The following is a 19,620-nucleotide window of genomic DNA, read 5'->3' on the forward strand; positions in this document are numbered from 1 at the left end:
AAAATATATGATTTGGTGAATAAAGATAGAAGGTTAATTCAACAATAAAATAAATGAAAGCATTCAAGGAGGAAATCTGACGTGCGAATTCTTTTCATTATCATACAAGCCTTGTTTATCCTTACCGGCTGCACTGCTGTACAGGACGGCCGCGGCCGCAATATTCAGAACGAATCAGCCGATCAGCGCGATGCAAAACCGATCCATGTGAAAAATACGGCTCCTGAGACAGCTGAAAATCCCGGCCGGACAGACATCGCTAAGCATCTCGTCGAGGTAACCGAAAAAATCCCCGGCATTTCAGATGCCACCGCGGTTGTACTCGGAAGATACTCCGTTGTCGGTATCGATGTGGATGACAATTTAGAAAGAAGCAAAGTGGAGAGCATTAAATACACGGTTGCCCAGGCGTTAAAAAACGATCCTTACGGCGCCAATGCCGTTGTCGTGGCTGATCCTGATACGGTTTCCCGTCTGAGAGGCATGGGCAGCGACATTAAGGCCGGCCGCCCCGTTTCAGGCATTTTGGACGAACTTGCCGCCATCGTCGGCCGTGTCATGCCGGAAGTCCCGAATGATGTGACCGACAATGAAAAAGAATCACCGACTCAATCGAATGATGATCAGCTGAACCAAAGAGACCAGAACAAGCTGCAAAACGAACAGAACGATCAATCGGATCATCATATGAAAAACCGCCGGTAAAAAGCAGCGCCCGCTCCAAAGGAAGGGCGCTGCTTTCTTTCCCTTTGGCAGGAGGGGCATCCATGTTATAATGCTTGTCATAGTGAAAGAGGTGAAAATCAATGAGAGTAAAATGTTCCATTTGCGACAAAATCGAACAAATTGATGATGAAACACTGACAGCCAAACGCCTCCGCAATCGTCCGATTCATACATATATGTGCCGGGAATGCCATGACCGAATCAAAGTCAAAACGGAGGCGCGGCTGAATACCGGACACTTTTCCTTTCATCCCGGACAAAAAGCGAAAAAAGATAAACTGAAAAAATAAACCGAATAAAAAATGACCCGCCGGAAGGCAAGGTCATTTTTTTATTGCGGTTTAGCTGACTGGCTTTTTTTGGACTGGTGCAGACGGATTTTGTAAATGATCAAAATCAAGGCGGCGACAACAAGCCCTTCTCCGACCGGCAGAAACACACCGAAAAAAGTCAGCACGGTGCAGCCGAGCACGAGAAAGAGATAAACTGCCGCAGCCTTCAACACCGGCAGCCGTTTGGCAAAGCCGAGTTTAAATACAATCACCGAAAGCACGACGATCGTTCCGTATAACAGCCACATTCCCGTCAGCGGATGCTCATCCACTTGGTAAAGAGCCGCAAAGAACGACAGCCGTTCACTTACTTCATTCAAAAAGATCCCCCTCCCCTTTTCCGTTCGGGTTCTACCTTTTCAAATTCTGCAAGTGATTAAGACATTCCTGCTGTTTTTTTCTTTTTCGCCGCTTTTTCACGTTCGTTTTTATTCAGGATTTTCTTTCTTAAACGGATGGATTCCGGCGTTACTTCACAGTATTCATCTTCGTTTAAGTACTCGAGTGATTCTTCCAGCGACATAATGCGCGCTTTCTTAATCGTAGTCGTTTGATCCTTCGTAGCGGAACGGACGTTTGTCTGCTGTTTCATTTTGCTGACATTGACGACAAGGTCATTGTCACGGTTATGTTCGCCGACAATCATGCCTTCATATACTTCTGTTCCGGGCTCAACGAAGATGACGCCGCGGTCTTCAATACCTTGAATTCCGTAAGATGTCGCTTTTCCGTTTTCCATGGAAACGAGCACACCCTGACGTCGGCCTCCGACTTGGCCTTTTTGCATCGGCTGATAGCTGTCAAACGTGTGGTTCAGGATACCGAAACCGCGTGTCAGTGACAGAAACTCAGTAGAATAGCCGATGAGTCCGCGTGAAGGTACGGTAAAGATCAGGCGGACCTGGCCGTTTCCGTTATTAATCATATCAAGCATTTCGCCTTTTCTCGCACCCATTGATTCCATAACAGAACCGGTATGCTCTTCAGGCACGTCAATCTGCACGCGCTCAACAGGCTCGCAGCTTACGCCGTCGATTTCCTTAATGATAACTTCAGGTTTAGACACTTGAAGCTCATAGCCTTCACGGCGCATGTTTTCAATTAAAATGGACAGGTGAAGCTCACCGCGTCCTGAAACAACCCATGCGTCAGGTGATGCAGTCGGTTCGACACGAAGACTGACGTCTGTTTGAAGCTGCGCATTCAGACGCTCTTCAATTTTGCGGGCTGTGACATATTTGCCTTCACGGCCTGCAAACGGGCTGTTGTTTACGACAAATGTCATTTGAAGCGTAGGCTCATCAATGCGCAGAACCGGCAGCGGCTCATGGTGGTCAGCCGGACAAACCGTTTCACCGACATTGATGTCTTCCATGCCCGAAACGGCAACGAGGTCTCCCGCTCTCGCTTCTTCAATTTCCACGCGTTTCAATCCTTGGAAACCGAAGATTTTCGTTACGCGGAATGATTTTACCGTTCCGTCAAGTTTCATCAATGAAACCTGCTGACCCACTTTCATCGTGCCGCGGAAAACGCGTCCGATACCGATACGGCCGACATAATCATTGTAATCAAGCAGCGCCACTTGGAATTGAAGAGGCTCTTCGGCGTTATCTACCGGGGCAGGGACATGTTCAAGAATCGTTTCATACAGTGATTCCATATTTTCGTCCTGCTTTTTCGGATCTAGACTTGCCGTTCCGTTAATCGCAGAAGCGTAGACGACAGGGAACTCAAGCTGTTGTTCGTTTGCGTCAAGCTCGATGAACAAATCAAGCACTTCATCAATGACTTCTTCCGGGCGGGCAAAATCACGGTCGATTTTGTTTACGACGACAACCGGATTTAAGTTCTGCTCAAGAGCTTTTTTCAGTACGAAACGGGTTTGCGGCATGCAGCCTTCATATGCGTCAACGACTAACAGAACGCCGTCAACCATTTTCATAATCCGTTCTACCTCTCCGCCGAAGTCGGCGTGTCCCGGAGTGTCCAAAATATTAATGCGTGTATCTTTATAGTTAATCGCAGTATTTTTCGCAAGAATTGTAATACCGCGTTCACGTTCAAGATCGTTTGAATCCATTGCGCGTTCGGCAATATTTTCGTTGGCACGGAATGTTCCGGCTTGGTGAAGCAATTGGTCTACCAAAGTCGTTTTCCCATGGTCAACGTGGGCAATAATCGCGATGTTGCGAAGATCGTTTCGAAGTTTCACATTTTCATCTCCTAAAAAAATTAGATAACTTTCATATTATACCACACATCCTCTTTAAAAGCGTTACGTTTTTCTGTAAACTGAAAGTATGACGTTAAAGGGGATGGAAATATGAAAAAATTGAATTGGCTCTTATTATTATTTGCATTCGCAGCAGTCTTCAGCATGATGCTGATCGGCGTATCAATCGCTGAGAAAAGCGCATGGGGCATCATCGGAAGCATTGTTCTCGTTATCGCCATGATGGGAAGCGGTTTCACCGTAAAGAAAAAAATGCGCGAACAGGGACTGCTTGATTAAAAGCATGACCCTTTGCAAAATTCCGTAAACATGGAAAGAAAATATCTAATGAAGCCTGAATCAAAGATTCAGGCTTTTTTACATCCTCAAAACAGGCTGAGATGTAAGGCTTATCTCCCCCGCCGCCTAGTCAGGAAGCCGGAAATGACAGCTCCCATTCTAGTTACATCAGCAGATTCCCTCAGAATATGCAGTCTGAAATAGTCCGGCATCGTTATGCAGAAAATACCATACCTCCTATTTCAATTCCATCATTGTCTTTTTATACTTGTGGCTGTAAGCAAATACACATGACAAGGAGAGAACGAAATGAAAACATCTTTTTTGAAGAAAACCGCTGTAACTGCCGCCGCAACCGCCTCAGCCGCCTTGCTTGCATTCAGTCCGCTTGATTCTGCCGGCGCAAAAACGATCCAGGCAAATGAACCGCATGCCCTGCAGGCTTCCGCAGAGAAGACACCGGAAGACGCGGCAAAACTCATTGACATCATCAGCCAATCGATTTACGAAAAAGACGGTGTCTATTATTTTGACGGCGAAAAAGCGGTTGAATTGGGATTAGATCAAGAACAAGCCCAGATCATTCAAAAGCTGTGGGACAGTTCAACCGAATTTTTAACCGTACTTTCCCAATGTATTGAGAAAACGGACGGCGAATATACATTTAATAAAGAAAAAGCGGTGGAGCTCGGCTTTACGGAAAAAGAGGCCCTTATCGTTGATCAGCTGTTCACCGCTTTTTCCCAAAGCCTTCATATCCTTCAATCTGCGCTGATTGAAGAAGACGGTGTGTATACGTTTGATCAGGAACTTGCTGAAAAAGCAGGAGCAGGAAAAAAAGAAGCAAAGCTGTGTGCCGGATTCTTTAATTCACTGCCCCAGGAATTGCTTGAAGGCATTTATACAGCCTTTCATCCGGCTGAGTAAACGGATTAAAACGCCCGGTCATTCAGCCGGGCGTTTTTTTAAATCAGCAGTTTAAGGACCAGCATGATAAAGAAAACAGCGCCGAACAAACAGGCTGCTTTTATCAGCAGCTTCCCGTAATACCGTTCCTTAAACCGCCTTGCTTCTTCTGCATAACAGGCTGGCGCCTTCATCTCAGGGCTGCCGAGGTCAAACGGCTCCTTCATCATATGATATAAACTCCCGCACTTACCGCATGATTCAAGATGGCGGGAAATAAACCGCTCCGTTTCTGTTTCACAATCGCCTTCAATATATAAAGGGAGTAAATCTCTCACTAAACAGCAAGTCATATCTGTCCGTCCTTCCTTTTTTCCCCAAAGTGCTGTTTCAGCTGCATTCTCGCCCTGTACAGGGTGCTCTTCACCTTCGAAAGACTCCAGTCCAAAACATCAGCAATCTCTTCGTAAGACAGCTCTTGAAATATCTGTCGAAATGCTGAATAAAATGACTGAAAATCTCTGACATCTGAAACAATCCTTTTCGTTTATTAAGGCCTCACCCATTTAGACAAACGGCTATAAAAAAAGTTTTACAGATCGGAACATTTTTCCCCTATCATTTTTCCCGACTTCATTTGTCATTTTTTTCAGAATAAATCGCATCATTCGACTCATGTCTGATTCAACACGTGCCTCTCGGCTTATCCCCCGATGCTGGCCGCCGGAAGCCTTTCCGGGACGATTCTATCAATTCATCAGCGGAGTCTAGTTTTATATTGCAGAATGAGAGAATGCTGGTTTATTATAACAATATAAGTTTTCATTATTTTCAAAAAGGGGGATTTATTGTGGGTTTAGGTAAGAAATTGTCTGTTGCTGTCGCCGCTTCCTTTATGAGTTTAACTATCAGTCTTCCGGGTGTTCAGGCCGCTGAGAATCCTCAGCTTAAAGAAAACCTGACGAACTTTGTGCCGAAGCATTCTTTGGTGCAGTCTGAGTTGCCTTCAGTCAGTGACAAAGCAATCAAGCACTACTTGAAACAAAACGGCAAAGTCTTCAAAGGCAACCCTTCTGAGAGACTGAAGCTGATTGACCACACGACTGATGATCTCGGCTACAAGCATTTCCGTTATGTGCCTGTCGTTAACGGTGTGCCTGTGAAAGACTCACAAGTCATTATTCACGTCGATAAATCCAACAATGTCTATGCGATTAACGGTGAATTAAACAACGATGCTTCTGCCAAAACGGCAAACAGCAAAAAATTATCTGCAAATCAGGCGCTGGATCATGCTTTTAAAGCAATCGGCAAATCACCTGAAGCCGTCTCTAACGGCAACGTTGCAAACAAAAACAAAGCCGAGCTGAAAGCAGCGGCCACAAAAGACGGTAAATACCGCCTCGCCTATGATGTAACCATCCGCTACATCGAACCGGAACCAGCTAACTGGGAAGTAACCGTTGATGCGGAGACAGGGAAAGTCCTGAAAAAGCAAAACAAAGTGGAGCATGCCGCTGCAACCGGAACAGGTACGACTCTTAAAGGAAAAACGGTCTCATTAAATATTTCTTCTGAAAGCGGAAAATATGTAATGCGTGATCTTTCTAAACCTACCGGAACGCAAATTATTACGTACGATCTGCAAAACCGACAATATAACCTGCCGGGCACACTCGTATCAAGCACTACCAACCAGTTCACAACTTCTTCTCAGCGCGCTGCCGTTGATGCGCATTACAATCTCGGCAAAGTGTACGATTATTTCTATCAGACGTTTAAACGCAACAGTTACGACAATAAAGGCGGCAAAATCGTATCTTCCGTTCATTACGGCAGCAAATACAATAACGCGGCCTGGATCGGCGACCAAATGATTTACGGTGACGGTGACGGCTCATTCTTCTCGCCTCTTTCCGGTTCAATGGACGTAACGGCCCATGAAATGACACACGGTGTTACACAGGAAACAGCCAACCTAAACTATGAAAATCAGCCGGGCGCTTTAAACGAATCCTTCTCTGATGTATTCGGATACTTCAATGATACTGAGGACTGGGATATCGGTGAAGATATTACGGTCAGCCAGCCGGCTCTCCGCAGTTTATCCACTCCGACAAAATACGGACAGCCCGACCATTACAAAAATTATCAAAACCTTCCGAACACTGATGCCGGCGACTACGGCGGCGTGCATACAAACAGCGGAATTCCGAACAAAGCCGCTTACAACACGATTACTAAAATCGGCGTGAAAAAAGCGGAGCAGATTTACTATCGCGCACTAACGGTATATCTCACTCCGTCATCAAACTTTAAAGATGCAAAAGCAGCTTTGATTCAATCAGCGCGGGACCTTTACGGCTCTCAAGACGCTGCAAGCGTAGAAGCGGCCTGGAATGCGGTCGGCTTGTAAACAAGAAAAGAGACCGGAGAAATCCGGTCTCTTTTTTATATCTGAAACATTTCACAATGGCTTCACCATGATCATATATGTCTTTTCCTGATCGTCTTTTTCAAGCTTAAGCTGTTCAAAGCCGCATTGGCTTAAAAACAAAACCCATTCCTGCCTGTCCAGGGGAACGGCTGAAAACATCGCTTTATGCTCCCCTCTCAGCCGGCCCGCAATCTCTTCAATGACCGCGCGTCCGATTCCTTTCTCTTTTGCCTCCGGAGCGACGGCCACGGTTCCGAGCCACGGTTTTCCGTTTGAAGGCGCCCATTCCAAATGAAAACTGACGGCGGCAGGAGCGCCGTCAATCTCCCATACGAGCCATGTTCCATTGTACATGGAGTATGCAAGCATAAACTCCGCCGCATTTTTTGTTCCGAACTCTTCGTTTTTCCACACCGGGTGTGATGCCGCCAGCTGCTCCAGAAACCCGAGATCTTCTTCTTCAAAATCTCTACCTGTCAGCATGTAAATAGTCGTCAAAGATAATTTTATGTATTGCCGGATTGCCCGCAAGCACGCTGTGGTTGTCTAAAAACGTAAACGGTTCGCCGTCTGTGGTCGTGTAAATGCCCCCGACTTCGTTCAGCAGCACGCAGCCGGCAGCGTAATCCCACGGCGCGAGCCTCATCGTAATGTATGCGTCAATGCGGCCGGCCGCAACACTGGCCAGCTCAAGTGCCGCCGAACCGTAGGAACGCGTTCCTCTGACCCGTTTTACGAGCGGCGCCAAAATACTCGGGTCAATCCTTCTGTTTTCCGTCACCCATGTGGCATTGATTGCAATAATGGCTTCTTCAATGGAAGCTTCTTTTAAAGGAGCAAGCGGCGTGTCGTTCAGATAAGCCCCTTTTCCGCTGAATGCGTGATACAGTTCGTCCTGCATCACATCATAAATTAAGCCGATTTTGCCTTTTCCGTCTTCAAAGATGCCGATGGAGATCGCGAAATGCCGCTTTTGATGGACAAAATTCATCGTTCCGTCAATCGGATCAATAATCCAGACGATTCCGTCAAGGGAGCGGAGTTTATCCCCCTGCCCTTCTTCTCCGAGAATCCGGTGTCCGGGAAAAGTTCCCTGTATACGGTCAATGAAAAAGCGCTCCGTCTCTTTATCAATATTTGTGACTAAATCATTCGGATTTGATTTTGTTTCAATCGTCAAGCTTTCCTGCATGGATTGTCTGATTCTCGTTCCGGCTTCTTTTACCCATTGTTTTGCGATATCATCAATTTCCGTCCAATTTGTCATACCGTGTACCTCTTTTCTATGTATAGCTTATTCTATAGCATACTGATAAAGGCGATGAAAAAGCAAGGAAAATGAAAAAAATGCCTTCTCACGTAAAAACGAACCATTTCCTGCGGTTCGTTTTTACTATTCTTTATCCGTTAAGCCGAATCCATTCTTTTCTGAGACGTTCCAGTTTTCTTTTGCTGAGATCGATTTGATCTTCATTCTCTTTTTGCATGGCCTCATACAGGGTTGCCAATTCATAATCAACCTCTAGTCTCCAGACAGCTACACGGTTATTTTTTTCCTCCCTGAATCCTTCCTTCACCACTTGCCTCATTGTCTTTCGCCCCTTCCAGAGATCATTTGTTAAAAAAGCATCCCATTTTTCCAATTTATTAATGATACTTCTTATATCGTATGGAAACTTATATTCGGCTGTAACAACATTCTTAAAATTGTGTGTTTACCTATTCGTTTTTTACCACCAATCCTCTCGGCTCAAACGTTCTCAATGTTTTTGCGGCCGGCGGCGGCTGTGGTAAAATATGAATACTTACGATAAGGAGGAAAAAGATGACTCAGATGCGTTTTACAAAAGAAGACTTCGATACATTTACAATAGAAGGTTTAGATCCGCGCATGGAGGTGTTAAAAGAACAAGTCCGTCCGAAGCTGACCTTGTTAGGAGAGCATTTCGCACCGACATTGTCAGCATTGACAGGAGATGAAATGTTCCCGCATGTCGCCAAGCACGCGAGAAGATCTGTCAACCCGCCGGCTGACAGCTGGGTTGCCTTTGCCAACAGCAAACGCGGGTATAAGAAACTCCCTCACTTTCAGATCGGTTTATGGGACACCCATATGTTTGTATGGTTTGCCATCATTTATGAATCTCCGATAAAAGAGGAATACGGCAGATTGCTGGAAGCGAAGCAGGAGGACATCACAAAACAGATTCCCGGTCATTTTGTATGGTCGCCGGATCATACGAAGCCAGGTGCGTACAAGCAGTCCGACATGGATCAGGAGCAGCTGAAAACATTATTTGAACGCCTGCAGACAGTGAAAAAAGCAGAGCTTTTGTGCGGCATTCAGCTGCAAAAAGAAGACGTGATCAACATGAACAACAATGAATTCCTGCAAACCATTGAAGATGCTTTTAGGAAGCTTTCCTTTTTATACACACTGACTCAGAAAGTCTCATAACATAAAAAGCGGGCCGATTGCCGGCTCGCTTTGTCTACATTTTGATAATCGCTTGATCTGATTGTTTCGCCTGTTTCACAGTCCGATACGGGGAATAGGTGCTGTCAGCTTCAAATTGGCTGCAGATTTTCTTTTCTTCCGCTTTCCCGGGAACGATTTCTTTAAAGCGGCGGTACGCATTCAGAAGTCTGTCTCGGTCAGCTCCTTTTTCATAGGCGTTTTCCACCTGCTGAAAAAAAGCAATGACATCCACGGCCTCCTCTGTCGTCCAGTCCTCATCCATCGGATATTGATATTCCAAATGTCTTCACTCCTTTATAATCATGCTCAAAATAAGCATCTTCCATAGATCATAAATTGTTCTTTACTTTCTTTCAAGTTCATAATATAATTCATTTGTTTTACGTTTAAAAAACGGGTAATAAAACTGAATGTAATACAAACTAATCCGTAGGTATTATGATAAAGGTGGGAAAACAATTGCCGCAACATGAAACACCCCTGTACAGCGGACTGAAAAAGCACGCGGACAGACAGCCTGTCCAATTCCACATTCCGGGCCATAAAAAAGGCGCGGGAATGGATCCGGAATTCAGACAATTTATCGGAGAAAACGCGTTAAGCATAGATTTAATTAATATCGAACCTCTGGATGATTTACATGCGCCAAAGGGCATCATTAAAGAAGCCCAGGATCTGGCCGCTCGAGCATTCGGCGCAGACCATACCTTCTTTTCCGTACAAGGGACGAGCGGCGCCATTATGACGATGGTCATGGCCGTATGCGGACCCGGAGATAAAATCATCATCCCGAGAAACGTTCATAAATCCATTATGTCGGCCATTGTATTTTCCGGAGCGGTGCCGATTTTTATTCACCCGGAAATTGACGATGAGCTCGGAATTTCTCACGGCATTACGCTTGAGTCCGCCGAGCGGGCTTTGACGGAGCACCCTGACGCAAAAGGCCTGCTTGTCATAAATCCGACGTACTTCGGTGTGGCAGCTGACTTGAGCAGCATTGTAAAGCTCGCGCATTCTTTCGATGTGCCTGTGCTTGTCGATGAAGCGCACGGCGTGCATATTCATTTTCATGATAAGCTTCCTCTGTCCGCCATGCAGGCGGGCGCTGATATGGCAGCCACAAGCGTGCACAAATTGGGAGGCTCCCTGACGCAGAGCTCCATTTTAAATGTGAGAGAAGGTCTTGTTTCCAAAGAAAGAGTACAGTCGATTTTAAGCATGCTGACGACAACGTCAACATCCTATCTGCTTCTCGCTTCACTGGATGTCGCAAGAAAACGCCTCGCTACAGAAGGCCGCGACCTTCTTGAAGATACGATTCTGCTGGCGGATCAGACACGGAAACGCCTCAATCAAATTGAAGGCATCCGCTGTGTCGGCGAAGAAATCACAGGGTCTAAAGCTGCATTCAGTTATGATCCGACTAAATTAATCATTTCGGTCAAAAACCTCGGCCTGACGGGTCATGACGTTGAAAAATGGCTCCGCGAATCATATAATATCGAAGTCGAGCTGTCCGATTTGTATAATATTTTATGTATTTTCACCCCCGGCGACAGAGCGGGAGATGCCGACCGTCTTGTAAGCGCGCTTACAGACATTTCAAAGCAGGCTTCCGACAATGACTATGCTCATCAGCAAACCGAAGTTCTGCTTCCTGAAATTCCTCTGTTAGCGATGACGCCAAGAGACGCGTTTTACGCAAATACGGAAGTCATTCCGTTAAAAGAATCCGCGGGACGGATCATCGCAGAGTTTGTCATGGTGTACCCGCCGGGAATTCCGATCTTTATTCCGGGCGAGATCATTACTGAAGAAAATATCAGCTACATTTTTAAAAACTTGGACGCCGGCCTTCCTGTGCAGGGTCCCGAAGATGCAACGCTTGAAATGATCAGAGTCATCAAAGAGCAAAAAGCCATCCAATAAACATAAAGAAGCCCGAAACGAAATCGTTTCGGGCCTTTTTACGCTTTTTACTCTTCTTCAAGATGACACTGGCATTGTCCGCAGCATGTTCCGTATAACGTCGTGACCTTCTCATCCTCAAAGTAATGAATCGCTTCGTTACAGTCTTGGCAAACAATTGTACCCATCTGTCATTCCCCATTTCTCAGAATTTGAAAACGCTTAATTTTCACTTGTTGTTATTATATTATTATGTCACATTTAATATGTCAACTATAAATTGTATAACACATTTATTTTTTACGGTCTTTTTATAGCTCGAGGTTCAATCACAGTATATCCTTTATGACGCAATCCTTTTACAATGTCCGGCATGGCTTCCGCCGTCCATTTCCGGTCATGCATCAATATGTTGGCCCCGTCCCGCAGATAAGGACTGTTCAGTGTGATATCGGTAAGCGCTTTTTTGGATTGATATTTCTGATCCCAATCATACCCGAAGGTCCAGTTCATTTTCACCATACCTTCTTTTTTTATAAGTCTGTCACTGTAGTCCGTATTGCTTCCGAAAGGCGCCCTGAAAAATGCGGGTTTCTCTCCTATTACCTTTTCAACCGCTTTATTGACGCCAATGATTTCTTCCCATTGTTTTTGTTCGGAAAGATCTTTTAAGTTTTGATGAGTCATTGTATGATTACCGATCATAAAACCTAACTCATGAATATGCTTAAGCGCTTTCTTATTTTCATCTTTTTTCAAAAAATGTCCGTTTACAAAAAAGATCGCTGACGCATTGAGATCGTGCAGTTTGTCCGCAATCTCAGCGGCATGCTGATCAGGCGCGTCATCGATCGTTACCAATGCGATCGGTTTTTTCTCTTTCTGTTCATCCATTTTTTCCACAGAAAAGCTATTCGGATTGATATAGTAACGGGGCTCCGCCTTCTGTTTTTTCTGTTTTTCCTCTTTTGTATGGTGGTTTTCCCGTTTGGCATGATTGGCCGCGGCTTGAGAATGAGGTTTGTTTGTTTGCATCTTTTCATTTGATTGGCAGCCGGCGAGTAAGCACATACATATGACGGCTGCAGCGGCTTTATACATGACAATCCCTCCTGATATGGTTTTGCTCCCAGTATAACGAAAAAACAGCGCTCTCACGAAAAACAATGTGCCTTTTTTACACATCGGCTGCGCAAGTTGTCACACGTATTATTTCTTCATTAAAAACGGTTTCAATTATATAACAATTCAGTAACAAGCCTTAGGTTTTTCACCTCTCGTGATACACTTGATATAGTCCTTATAAATGGATGAACCCATATATTATATAAAACAGAGGAGTAAGATAGATGCGCTACCGTACGGTGATTCCCTTTTTTTTGATGCTGTTCGTTCTGTCAAGCTGTTCGGTTTCTACTGTCAGTCCATTCACAAAAAACCGGATCGACAGCATTCATCACACTCAAATCTTGTTTTTTTCCGATGAAAATCATATAGATAAAGAAGTGCCTTATTACGATGCGATTCTTGATTTAGAAAAGAAATATCCCCATCATGTCGATCAAATGAAGGTTTATGACAACAGAAAGGGATGGGAAGAGGAAATCAACACGTTCCCTGCGCTGATGGTGATCAATCATCGGCATGTGGTCATGAAGATTGAGGGATCCGTAAAGAAAAAAGAGGATATCATCAAACCTATGCAGCATGTGCTTGCACAATAAAAACAGCCCCCGCTTTTACAAACGGGGGCTGTTTCTTTGTTACATTATTATTTCACGATATGGATCGGGCTTCCGATTGCTACTTCGGCAGCTTCCATAGTGATTTCGCCCAATGTCGGGTGAGCGTGAATTGTCATTGCGATATCTTCAGCAGTCATTCCGCCTTCGATCGCCAGGCTCAATTCAGAAATCATGTCAGAAGCGCTTGCGCCGGCAATTTGCGCACCGATTACAAGACCGTCTTCTTTACGAGTGATCAGCTTCATAAAGCCGTCAGTTTCGTTAAGAGACAGCGCACGTCCGTTTGCTGCAAACGGGAACTTAGCTGCAACGACTTCAATGCCTTCTTCTTTCGCCTGTGCTTCAGTGTAACCGACAGAAGCCAGTTCAGGCTCAGAGAATACAACCGCCGGAATACCGAGGTAATCGATTTCAGCCGGCTCTCCTGAAATAGCTTCCGCAGCGATTTTACCTTCGTAAGACGCTTTGTGAGCCAACGGAGGTCCGTCAATGATGTCACCGATTGCGTAAATGTTCGGTACGTTTGTGCGGCACTGCTTGTCTGTTTTAATGACACCGCGGTCAGTCATTTCGATACCGACTTGCTCAAGGCCGAGCTCATCAGTGTTCGGACGGCGTCCGACAGTGATTAATACGTAATCAGCATCAACCGTTTTTTCTTCGCCTTTTACTTCGAATGTAACTGTTACGCCGTCAGGTCTTTCCTCAACGCCTTTAGCCATGGCGCTTGTATGGATTTCAACGTTGCCTTTTTTCTTCAGTCTGCGGGTAACGAGAGAACTCATTTGTTTTTCGAAGCCAGGAAGAATTTCATCTCCGCCTTCTAAAATAACCAATTCAGTTCCGAAGTTCGCATACGCTGTTCCAAGCTCAGTACCGATATATCCGCCGCCGATAACAACGAGCTTTTTCGGAATTTCTTTAAGTGCAAGTGCGCCTGTAGAGTTCAGAACGCGTTCGCTATATTTGAAGTTTGGCAATTCGATAGGGCGAGAACCGGTAGCAATGATTGCGTTTTTAAACGTGTATGTTTGCGCAGAGTTCTCATCCATTACACGGACAGAGTTGCTGTCTACGAAATAAGCTTCCCCTTTTATAACATCCACTTTATTTCCTTTTAAAAGACCTGCAACACCGCCGGTAAGCTTATTTACAACAGAAGCTTTCCATTCTTGGACTTTTGTAAAGTCAACCGTTACGTTCTCAGCAGTGATTCCCATGTCATCTGAATGTTTTGCATTCTCGTAACGATGGCCTGCATTGATGAGCGCTTTTGAAGGAATACAGCCGACGTTCAGACAAACGCCTCCAAGAGTTGCTTTTTCAACGACTGTTACTTTTTGTCCAAGCTGAGCAGCGCGGATGGCAGCTACATAGCCGCCGGGTCCCGCACCAATCACAAGAGTATCTGTTTCAATAGGGAAATCTCCTACTACCATAACATTACGCCTCCATTAAAATAAGTTGTGGATCGTTCAGTAAACGCTTGATGTGGTTTAACGCATTTTGTGCAGTTGCTCCGTCAATCATACGGTGGTCAAAGCTGAGAGAAAGAGCTAAGACAGGAGCAGCTACAATTTCACCGTCACGGACGATCGCTTTTTCAGCAATACGGCCGATACCGAGAATCGCAACCTCTGGATGGTTGATAACCGGTGTGAACCATTGGCCTCCGGCAGAACCGATATTTGTGATCGTGCAAGAAGCGCCTTTCATTTCCGCAGGTGCAAGCTTGCCTTCACGCGCTTTTGTAGCAAGGCTGTTGATTTCATCAGAGATTTCGAAAACGGCTTTACGGTCGGCATTTTTCACTACCGGCACAAGCAGGCCTTTTTCGGTATCCGCTGCAATTCCGATGTTGAAGTAATGTTTTTGGATCACTTCATCTGTTTTATCATCAATAGATGTGTTTAAAACAGGGAATTTTTTCAAAGCGGATGTTAATGCTTTGACGACGTAAGGCAGATAAGTCAGCTTGATGCCTTGATCAGCAGCAACTTGTTTGAACTGTTTGCGGTGAGCAACAAGATTTGTTACGTCAACTTCATCCATAAGAGTTACGTGCGGTGCAGTATGCTTAGAGTTCACCATTGCTTTCGCGATCGCTTTACGGATACCGCTCATTTTTTCGCGTGTTTCAGGGAATTCGCCTTCAGGAGCCTGAGCCGCTGCAGGTTTAGCTGTTTCCTGAGGTGCAGCTGTTTCTTGCGGTGCCGCTTCTTGAGCCGCTCCTCCATTTGCAAAGCTGTCGATATCTTCTTTTACAACACGTCCGTTATTGCCTGAACCTGTTACTTTACGGATATCCACGCCTTTTTCACGGGCATATTTGCGTACGGAAGGCATGGCGATCACGCGTTTGTTCGGATCAGCTTCCGCTTGGTCCTGCTGTCCTGCGCCGGTTTCTTTTGCAGGCTCTTTAGGAGTCTCTTCTTTAGAGATATCCTGCCCTGCTTCAGCAGACGACTGAACTTGCGCTTCAGTTTTCGCCTCTCCTGAATCATGGCTTCCTTTAAATTGAAGATCTTCGTAACCAGGTGCGTCAAACGTAATAATCGTTTGTCCAACAGTTGCAACTGTTCCCTCTTCAACTTTTAATTCTAATACTTTTCCTTTAACAGGTGAAGGAATTTCTACCACTGCTTTATCATTTTGCACTTCAGCCAGAACATCGTCTTCTTCTACCTCGTCGTTCGGCTTTACAAACCATTTTACGATTTCGCCTTCGTGGATACCTTCCCCGATATCCGGAAGTTTAAATTCAAATGCCACAGTTTTCGACCTCCTAGTTGATTAAGCAAATTTTAGTTATGCATTCGCAAGCATTGAACCTAGTAAACAGATTCCTTCATATAAGAGAAAAGGACTCTCTTTACCGTCTTTTATGATGCCTGATTAAAATTCAAGAACTTTTTTCGCAGTTTCAAGAACGTCTTTATGGTTTGGAAGCCATACGCTCTCAGCAAGCGAGAAAGGAAATACTGTATCAGGCGCCGCAACACGCAGAACCGGAGCTTCCAGGCTCAGAATCGCGCGGTCATTGATTTCAGCTACAACGTTGGCAGCGATGCCGGCTTGTTTTTGAGCTTCTTGCACGACAATTGCGCGGCCTGTTTTTTCAACAGAAGCAATAATTGTATCAATATCAAGCGGACTTACAGTGCGAAGGTCGATAACTTCAGCAGAAACGCCTTCTTTTTCAAGCTCTTCAGCAGCCTTAAGCGACTCATGAACCATCGCGCCGTATGTGATGATAGAAAGGTCAGTACCTTCGCGTTTCACATCAGCTTTGCCTAGCTCGATTGTGTATTCCTCCTCAGGAACTTCCTGACGGAAAGAACGGTAAAGTTTCATATGCTCTAAGAAAACAACCGGATCATTGTCTCTGATAGAGGCAATCAGCAGTCCTTTTGCATCGTAAGGAGTGGATGGGATAACAACTTTAATACCCGGCTGCTGAGCGATAAGGCCTTCCAAACTGTCAGCGTGAAGTTCAGGTGTATGAACCCCTCCGCCGAATGGAGAACGGATTGTCACCGGAGAAGTCCAGCGTCCGCCGGAACGGTAGCGGAGACGAGCCATTTGTCCTGAAATTGAATCCATTACTTCATATACGAATCCGAAGAATTGGATTTCCATAACAGGACGGTAATCTTGCAGGCCTAAACCGAGAGCGAGACCGCCGATACCGGATTCAGCAAGCGGCGTGTCAAATACGCGGTCCTCACCGAATTCTTTTTGAAGGCCTTCAGTTGCACGGAATACGCCTCCGGCAACGCCTACATCTTCCCCGAAAAGCAGAACGTTTTCATTGTTTTTCAGTTCTGTGCGTAACGCATCAGTGATCGCTTGAATCATTGTCATTTGCGCCATGGCTTACTTCGACTCCTTCGCTTTGTAAATTTCAAGTTGTTCTTTCAAGTTGAACGTCGGCTCTTCAAACATATTCTCAATCAGCTCTGTTACTTTCGGTTTTGATTCGCCGTCAGCCTTTTTGATAGCTTGTTTGATTTCTTCTTTGGCCTGTTCAATCACTTTGTTCTCTTCTTCTTCAGACCATAGTCCTTTGTTTTCCAAGAACTTGCGGAAACGTACGAGCGGGTCTTTTTGCTCCCATTCATTTTCTATTTCTTTCGTACGATATTTAGTCGGATCGTCACCGGACATTGTATGAGGTCCGTAACGGAATGTAAGAGTTTCAATCAGAGTCGGACCTTCACCGTTAATTGCGCGCTGGCGTGCTTCTGCGGTTGCAGCGTAAACGGCAAGTGCATCCATTCCGTCTACTTGAACACCTGTAATACCGACGGCAACTGCTTTTTGGGCAATTGTCTGTGCGGATGATTGCTTTTCTACAGGAGTTGAAATCGCATAGCGGTTATTCTGAACAACGAAGATCGCTGGCGCTTTAAATGCTCCGGCAAAGTTCATTCCTTCATAGAAGTCACCTTGAGAAGCTCCGCCGTCACCAGTGTAAGTAATAGCTACCGCTTTTTTACCGCGCTTTTTAAGACCTAAAGCTACACCTGCGGTTTGGATAATTTGAGCACCTATAATAATTTGAGGTGATAAAGCATTTACTCCCTCAGGCATCTGATTACCTTTAAAATGGCCTCGTGAGAACAGGAATGCCTGATGTAAAGGAAGACCGTGCCAAATCAGCTGAGGAACGTCACGATAACCCGGAAGGATAAAGTCGTCCTGTTCAAGCGCGAAGTGTGATGCAATTTGAGAAGCTTCCTGGCCCGCTGTCGGTGCATAGAAACCTAAACGTCCTTGACGGGAAAGAGAAATTGAACGCTGGTCTAAAATGCGGATATACACCATTCTTCTCATTAATTCCTTTAACTGATCATCTGAAAGATCAGGCATTGCGTCTTTATTTACGACTTCTCCTTCAGCATTTAAAATTTGGAACGTTTCAAACTGCTTATGAATAGCATCAAATTGTTTTTTGCTATCAACAATTGAAGTTTTTGTCTTTGCAGCCATTTTTTAAACCACCTCTTCTTTTGATTTAACAGGGTTAGGATACCGTTTAGCCATCCGTATTAAAAACAGTCTTATCATGCTCTGCAATTCTAAAATTAATCATTCAGAAATTCACATAGCGCTTAAGCAAAGATAATGACGTTTAAACTGTACTAATAAAAAAAGATTTTTTATTAGTACAATATGATCAACAACCATAGTTTACAGTAATTAAACAAAGCCGTCAATTATTTATAACGTCATTTTGAAACCGCTTATAAAACATAAGATCATATTGCGCCAAACTGTACTATAAAAGACTTTAAACTGTATTATAAAAATGCTCTACTGTACTATAATTAAAAAAAATTACAAAGAGTAAATTAAGTTATTTAACTTCGGGTCAGGCTTTGAAAAGATGCCGCGGGATAAAAACGGGCAGTTAGCAATCGTCCCGCCTGCCGAACAGACGGGACGATGCTTTTGTCTAATTATTCAATACCCGCCCACACGATATTCAGCGGCGTCAGCACGGCATGAGGATGAAACTCGGAAATCGGAGTGAAAAATACATACGTAAAATCTTCGGCTGGATCAGAAAACATGCCGCACCACCCCATTCCAAGATGTGAGAAGGTGCCTTCTGTCATGAAATAATGGTCACCGGCCGGCCACAAATTAATGCCTAAACCAAAGCCGCCTTCCTCTCTGGGCGCTCCGAAGAAGTAAAAAGGAAGACCGGGCTTTATTTGATTTCTCAGCATCGCCTCGACTGTTTTTCTTCCAAGCAGCTTCTTATCTTTCAATCTGCCTTTATTTCTAAACATTTCAGCTAACTTCCAAATATCTCGCAACGAAGAGTACAGACCGCTTGTCGCTTTATTCGGAAAATACGGGTGATGACTTTTTTCCAGCTGTACGCACTCGTGCTCATTGATCACACAAACTTCTTCTTTTAAAGCATCAGGCACATAAAAATACGTTCTTTCTAATCCGAGCGCTTCAATAATATGCTTTGTTACATACTGTTCGTAGGATACGCCTGTTACTTTTGAAATAATGATGCCAAGTATAACAAAGCCGGTTCTGGAATAGTTCCATGCTTCATCCACTCCGTACTCCAAAGGCGTACTGACCAGATAGTTTATCCATTCTTCCTCATTCGTTAAGTCAATGCCTTCAGCCTTTTGAATATCCAGCTCAAAACTTAATCCCGCCGTATGAGTCAAAAGGTGCAAAATTTTAATTTCTCCGAAACCCGGTTTATCAAACGCTGGCAAAATGAGCTTGACCGGCATTTTCAGATCGAGCAAACCTTTTTCGACGAGCTGCATGACGGCTACAGCGGTAAACACTTTTGTCAAAGAACCGATTTCTCTGATTGTATCAAGCTGAAATGTTTGCTTTTCTTTTTGGCCGCCGGTAAATTCCCCTAACGACTCAGCTGCAAAAACCTCACCTCCTCTTGACATCATATAACTCGCACATTGCAGATCTCCATTGTCTATCATCGTCTGATAATGGCCGTTAAGAGCGTTAATTTGTTTCATATCAAATGCCGGATTGCTTAATGTTTGTTTCATTGTTTTCTCCCCCTG

22 protein-coding genes and 1 pseudogene are annotated in these 19,620 nt (G+C 44.7%); 8 read left to right on the forward strand and 15 right to left on the reverse strand.

All coding sequences use genetic code 11. The features are described 5' to 3' along the window. Nucleotides 1-81 precede the first annotated feature (81 nt). Together ABK447_RS13125 and ABK447_RS13130 are read left to right on the forward strand one after the other, a co-directional pair. Nucleotides 82-705 (forward strand): YhcN/YlaJ family sporulation lipoprotein, encoded by a 624-nt coding sequence (locus tag ABK447_RS13125; protein WP_012117484.1) that lies wholly within the window; start codon nucleotides 82-84, stop codon nucleotides 703-705. A 101-nt stretch (nucleotides 706-806) separates the two neighbouring features. Next, on the forward strand, nucleotides 807-1,016 hold the full coding sequence (locus ABK447_RS13130) for a YlaI family protein (protein WP_007409677.1): 210 nt from the start codon (nucleotides 807-809) through the stop codon (nucleotides 1,014-1,016). Between the two features lie 41 nt (nucleotides 1,017-1,057). Here the strand turns inward: ABK447_RS13130 and ABK447_RS13135 are convergent, their stop codons facing one another. Both ABK447_RS13135 and typA read right to left on the reverse strand, forming a co-directional pair. Next, nucleotides 1,058-1,378 carry a YlaH-like family protein gene (locus ABK447_RS13135; protein ID WP_015239793.1) on the reverse strand — a complete coding sequence of 107 codons (321 nt, stop codon included), beginning with the start codon at nucleotides 1,376-1,378 and terminating at the stop codon, nucleotides 1,058-1,060. A gap of 56 nt (nucleotides 1,379-1,434) precedes the next feature. Next, nucleotides 1,435-3,273 carry a translational GTPase TypA gene (gene typA / locus ABK447_RS13140; RefSeq protein WP_007409675.1) on the reverse strand — a complete coding sequence of 613 codons (1,839 nt, stop codon included), beginning with the start codon at nucleotides 3,271-3,273 and terminating at the stop codon, nucleotides 1,435-1,437. Nucleotides 3,274-3,384: 111 nt separating this feature from the next. Between typA and ABK447_RS13145 the strand changes: the two genes are divergently transcribed. Then, a complete protein-coding gene (locus ABK447_RS13145) occupies nucleotides 3,385-3,573 on the forward strand; it encodes a YlaF family protein (protein ID WP_003154504.1) in 189 nt (62 codons plus the stop codon). A 309-nt stretch (nucleotides 3,574-3,882) separates the two neighbouring features. Next, the gene (locus ABK447_RS13150) at nucleotides 3,883-4,500 is read left to right on the forward strand and encodes a hypothetical protein (RefSeq protein WP_038463860.1); all 618 of its coding nucleotides are present in this window, start codon (nucleotides 3,883-3,885) and stop codon (nucleotides 4,498-4,500) included. 38 nt (nucleotides 4,501-4,538) lie between these two features. On the opposite strand, the gene ABK447_RS13155 is transcribed toward ABK447_RS13150, so the two are convergent. Both ABK447_RS13155 and ABK447_RS13160 read right to left on the reverse strand, forming a co-directional pair. Further along, complete coding sequence (locus ABK447_RS13155) at nucleotides 4,539-4,832, reverse strand: anti-sigma factor (protein ID WP_038463857.1); 294 nt, start codon at nucleotides 4,830-4,832, stop codon at nucleotides 4,539-4,541. After that, nucleotides 4,829-4,963 (reverse strand): annotated as a pseudogene (locus ABK447_RS13160) (RNA polymerase sigma factor); the annotation flags it as partial. The gene ABK447_RS13155 and the pseudogene ABK447_RS13160, both read right to left, overlap by 4 nt. A 366-nt stretch (nucleotides 4,964-5,329) precedes the next feature. On the opposite strand from ABK447_RS13160, the gene ABK447_RS13165 reads away from it, so the two are divergent. Further along, complete coding sequence (locus tag ABK447_RS13165) at nucleotides 5,330-6,895, forward strand: M4 family metallopeptidase (protein WP_038463854.1); 1,566 nt, start codon at nucleotides 5,330-5,332, stop codon at nucleotides 6,893-6,895. Nucleotides 6,896-6,946: 51 nt separating this feature from the next. Here ABK447_RS13165 and ABK447_RS13170 read toward each other — a convergent pair whose 3' ends face one another. From ABK447_RS13170 to ABK447_RS13180, 3 genes are all read right to left on the reverse strand, one after another. Then, nucleotides 6,947-7,399 carry a GNAT family N-acetyltransferase gene (locus ABK447_RS13170; protein WP_015239788.1) on the reverse strand — a complete coding sequence of 151 codons (453 nt, stop codon included), beginning with the start codon at nucleotides 7,397-7,399 and terminating at the stop codon, nucleotides 6,947-6,949. Next, the gene (gene suhB, locus ABK447_RS13175) at nucleotides 7,386-8,183 is read right to left on the reverse strand and encodes an inositol-1-monophosphatase (RefSeq protein WP_007409670.1); all 798 of its coding nucleotides are present in this window, start codon (nucleotides 8,181-8,183) and stop codon (nucleotides 7,386-7,388) included. The genes ABK447_RS13170 and suhB overlap by 14 nt, the downstream gene beginning before the upstream one ends. 133 nt (nucleotides 8,184-8,316) lie before the next feature. Further along, entirely contained in the window at nucleotides 8,317-8,505 is a 189-nt protein-coding gene (locus tag ABK447_RS13180) for a hypothetical protein (RefSeq protein ID WP_003154513.1), read from the reverse strand. A gap of 236 nt (nucleotides 8,506-8,741) precedes the next feature. On the opposite strand from ABK447_RS13180, the gene ABK447_RS13185 reads away from it, so the two are divergent. Continuing rightward, nucleotides 8,742-9,374, forward strand: coding sequence for a DUF1054 domain-containing protein (locus ABK447_RS13185; RefSeq protein WP_007409668.1), 633 nt, complete (start codon nucleotides 8,742-8,744; stop codon nucleotides 9,372-9,374). Nucleotides 9,375-9,408: 34 nt separating this feature from the next. Here ABK447_RS13185 and ABK447_RS13190 read toward each other — a convergent pair whose 3' ends face one another. Continuing rightward, on the reverse strand, nucleotides 9,409-9,675 hold the full coding sequence (locus tag ABK447_RS13190) for a UPF0223 family protein (RefSeq protein WP_038463851.1): 267 nt from the start codon (nucleotides 9,673-9,675) through the stop codon (nucleotides 9,409-9,411). A 179-nt stretch (nucleotides 9,676-9,854) separates the two neighbouring features. On the opposite strand from ABK447_RS13190, the gene ABK447_RS13195 reads away from it, so the two are divergent. Beyond that, nucleotides 9,855-11,327 (forward strand): aminotransferase class I/II-fold pyridoxal phosphate-dependent enzyme, encoded by a 1,473-nt coding sequence (locus ABK447_RS13195; RefSeq protein WP_007409666.1) that lies wholly within the window; start codon nucleotides 9,855-9,857, stop codon nucleotides 11,325-11,327. 47 nt (nucleotides 11,328-11,374) lie between these two features. Here ABK447_RS13195 and ABK447_RS13200 read toward each other — a convergent pair whose 3' ends face one another. Together ABK447_RS13200 and ABK447_RS13205 are read right to left on the reverse strand one after the other, a co-directional pair. Next, nucleotides 11,375-11,494: a GapA-binding peptide SR1P gene (locus ABK447_RS13200; protein WP_003154518.1), complete on the reverse strand. Its 120-nt coding sequence runs from the start codon at nucleotides 11,492-11,494 to the stop codon at nucleotides 11,375-11,377. 112 nt (nucleotides 11,495-11,606) lie between these two features. Then, nucleotides 11,607-12,407 carry a polysaccharide deacetylase family protein gene (locus tag ABK447_RS13205; RefSeq protein WP_038463848.1) on the reverse strand — a complete coding sequence of 267 codons (801 nt, stop codon included), beginning with the start codon at nucleotides 12,405-12,407 and terminating at the stop codon, nucleotides 11,607-11,609. Nucleotides 12,408-12,655: 248 nt separating this feature from the next. Here ABK447_RS13205 and ABK447_RS13210 point away from each other — a divergent pair, with 248 nt between their 5' ends. Next, a complete protein-coding gene (locus tag ABK447_RS13210; protein WP_007409664.1) occupies nucleotides 12,656-13,030 on the forward strand; it encodes a hypothetical protein in 375 nt (124 codons plus the stop codon). 47 nt (nucleotides 13,031-13,077) lie between these two features. On the opposite strand, the gene lpdA is transcribed toward ABK447_RS13210, so the two are convergent. From lpdA to ABK447_RS13235, 5 genes are all read right to left on the reverse strand, one after another. Beyond that, on the reverse strand, nucleotides 13,078-14,490 hold the full coding sequence (lpdA, locus tag ABK447_RS13215; protein WP_007409663.1) for a dihydrolipoyl dehydrogenase: 1,413 nt from the start codon (nucleotides 14,488-14,490) through the stop codon (nucleotides 13,078-13,080). A gap of 4 nt (nucleotides 14,491-14,494) precedes the next feature. Beyond that, complete coding sequence (pdhC, locus tag ABK447_RS13220; RefSeq protein WP_003154526.1) at nucleotides 14,495-15,823, reverse strand: pyruvate dehydrogenase complex dihydrolipoyllysine-residue acetyltransferase; 1,329 nt, start codon at nucleotides 15,821-15,823, stop codon at nucleotides 14,495-14,497. Between the two features lie 123 nt (nucleotides 15,824-15,946). Next, nucleotides 15,947-16,924, reverse strand: a complete 978-nt coding sequence (pdhB, locus tag ABK447_RS13225; protein WP_003154528.1) for a pyruvate dehydrogenase complex E1 component subunit beta — start codon at nucleotides 16,922-16,924, stop codon at nucleotides 15,947-15,949. Between the two features lie 3 nt (nucleotides 16,925-16,927). Continuing rightward, nucleotides 16,928-18,043: a pyruvate dehydrogenase (acetyl-transferring) E1 component subunit alpha gene (pdhA, locus tag ABK447_RS13230; protein ID WP_007611171.1), complete on the reverse strand. Its 1,116-nt coding sequence runs from the start codon at nucleotides 18,041-18,043 to the stop codon at nucleotides 16,928-16,930. Between the two features lie 470 nt (nucleotides 18,044-18,513). Continuing rightward, nucleotides 18,514-19,605: a serine hydrolase gene (locus ABK447_RS13235; protein WP_007409662.1), complete on the reverse strand. Its 1,092-nt coding sequence runs from the start codon at nucleotides 19,603-19,605 to the stop codon at nucleotides 18,514-18,516. Nucleotides 19,606-19,620 lie beyond the last annotated feature (15 nt).

Origin of the sequence: Bacillus sp. hwrm1 (assembly GCF_040207805.1) — a bacterium.
Taxonomy (GTDB): Bacteria; Bacillota; Bacilli; order Bacillales; family Bacillaceae; genus Bacillus; species Bacillus velezensis.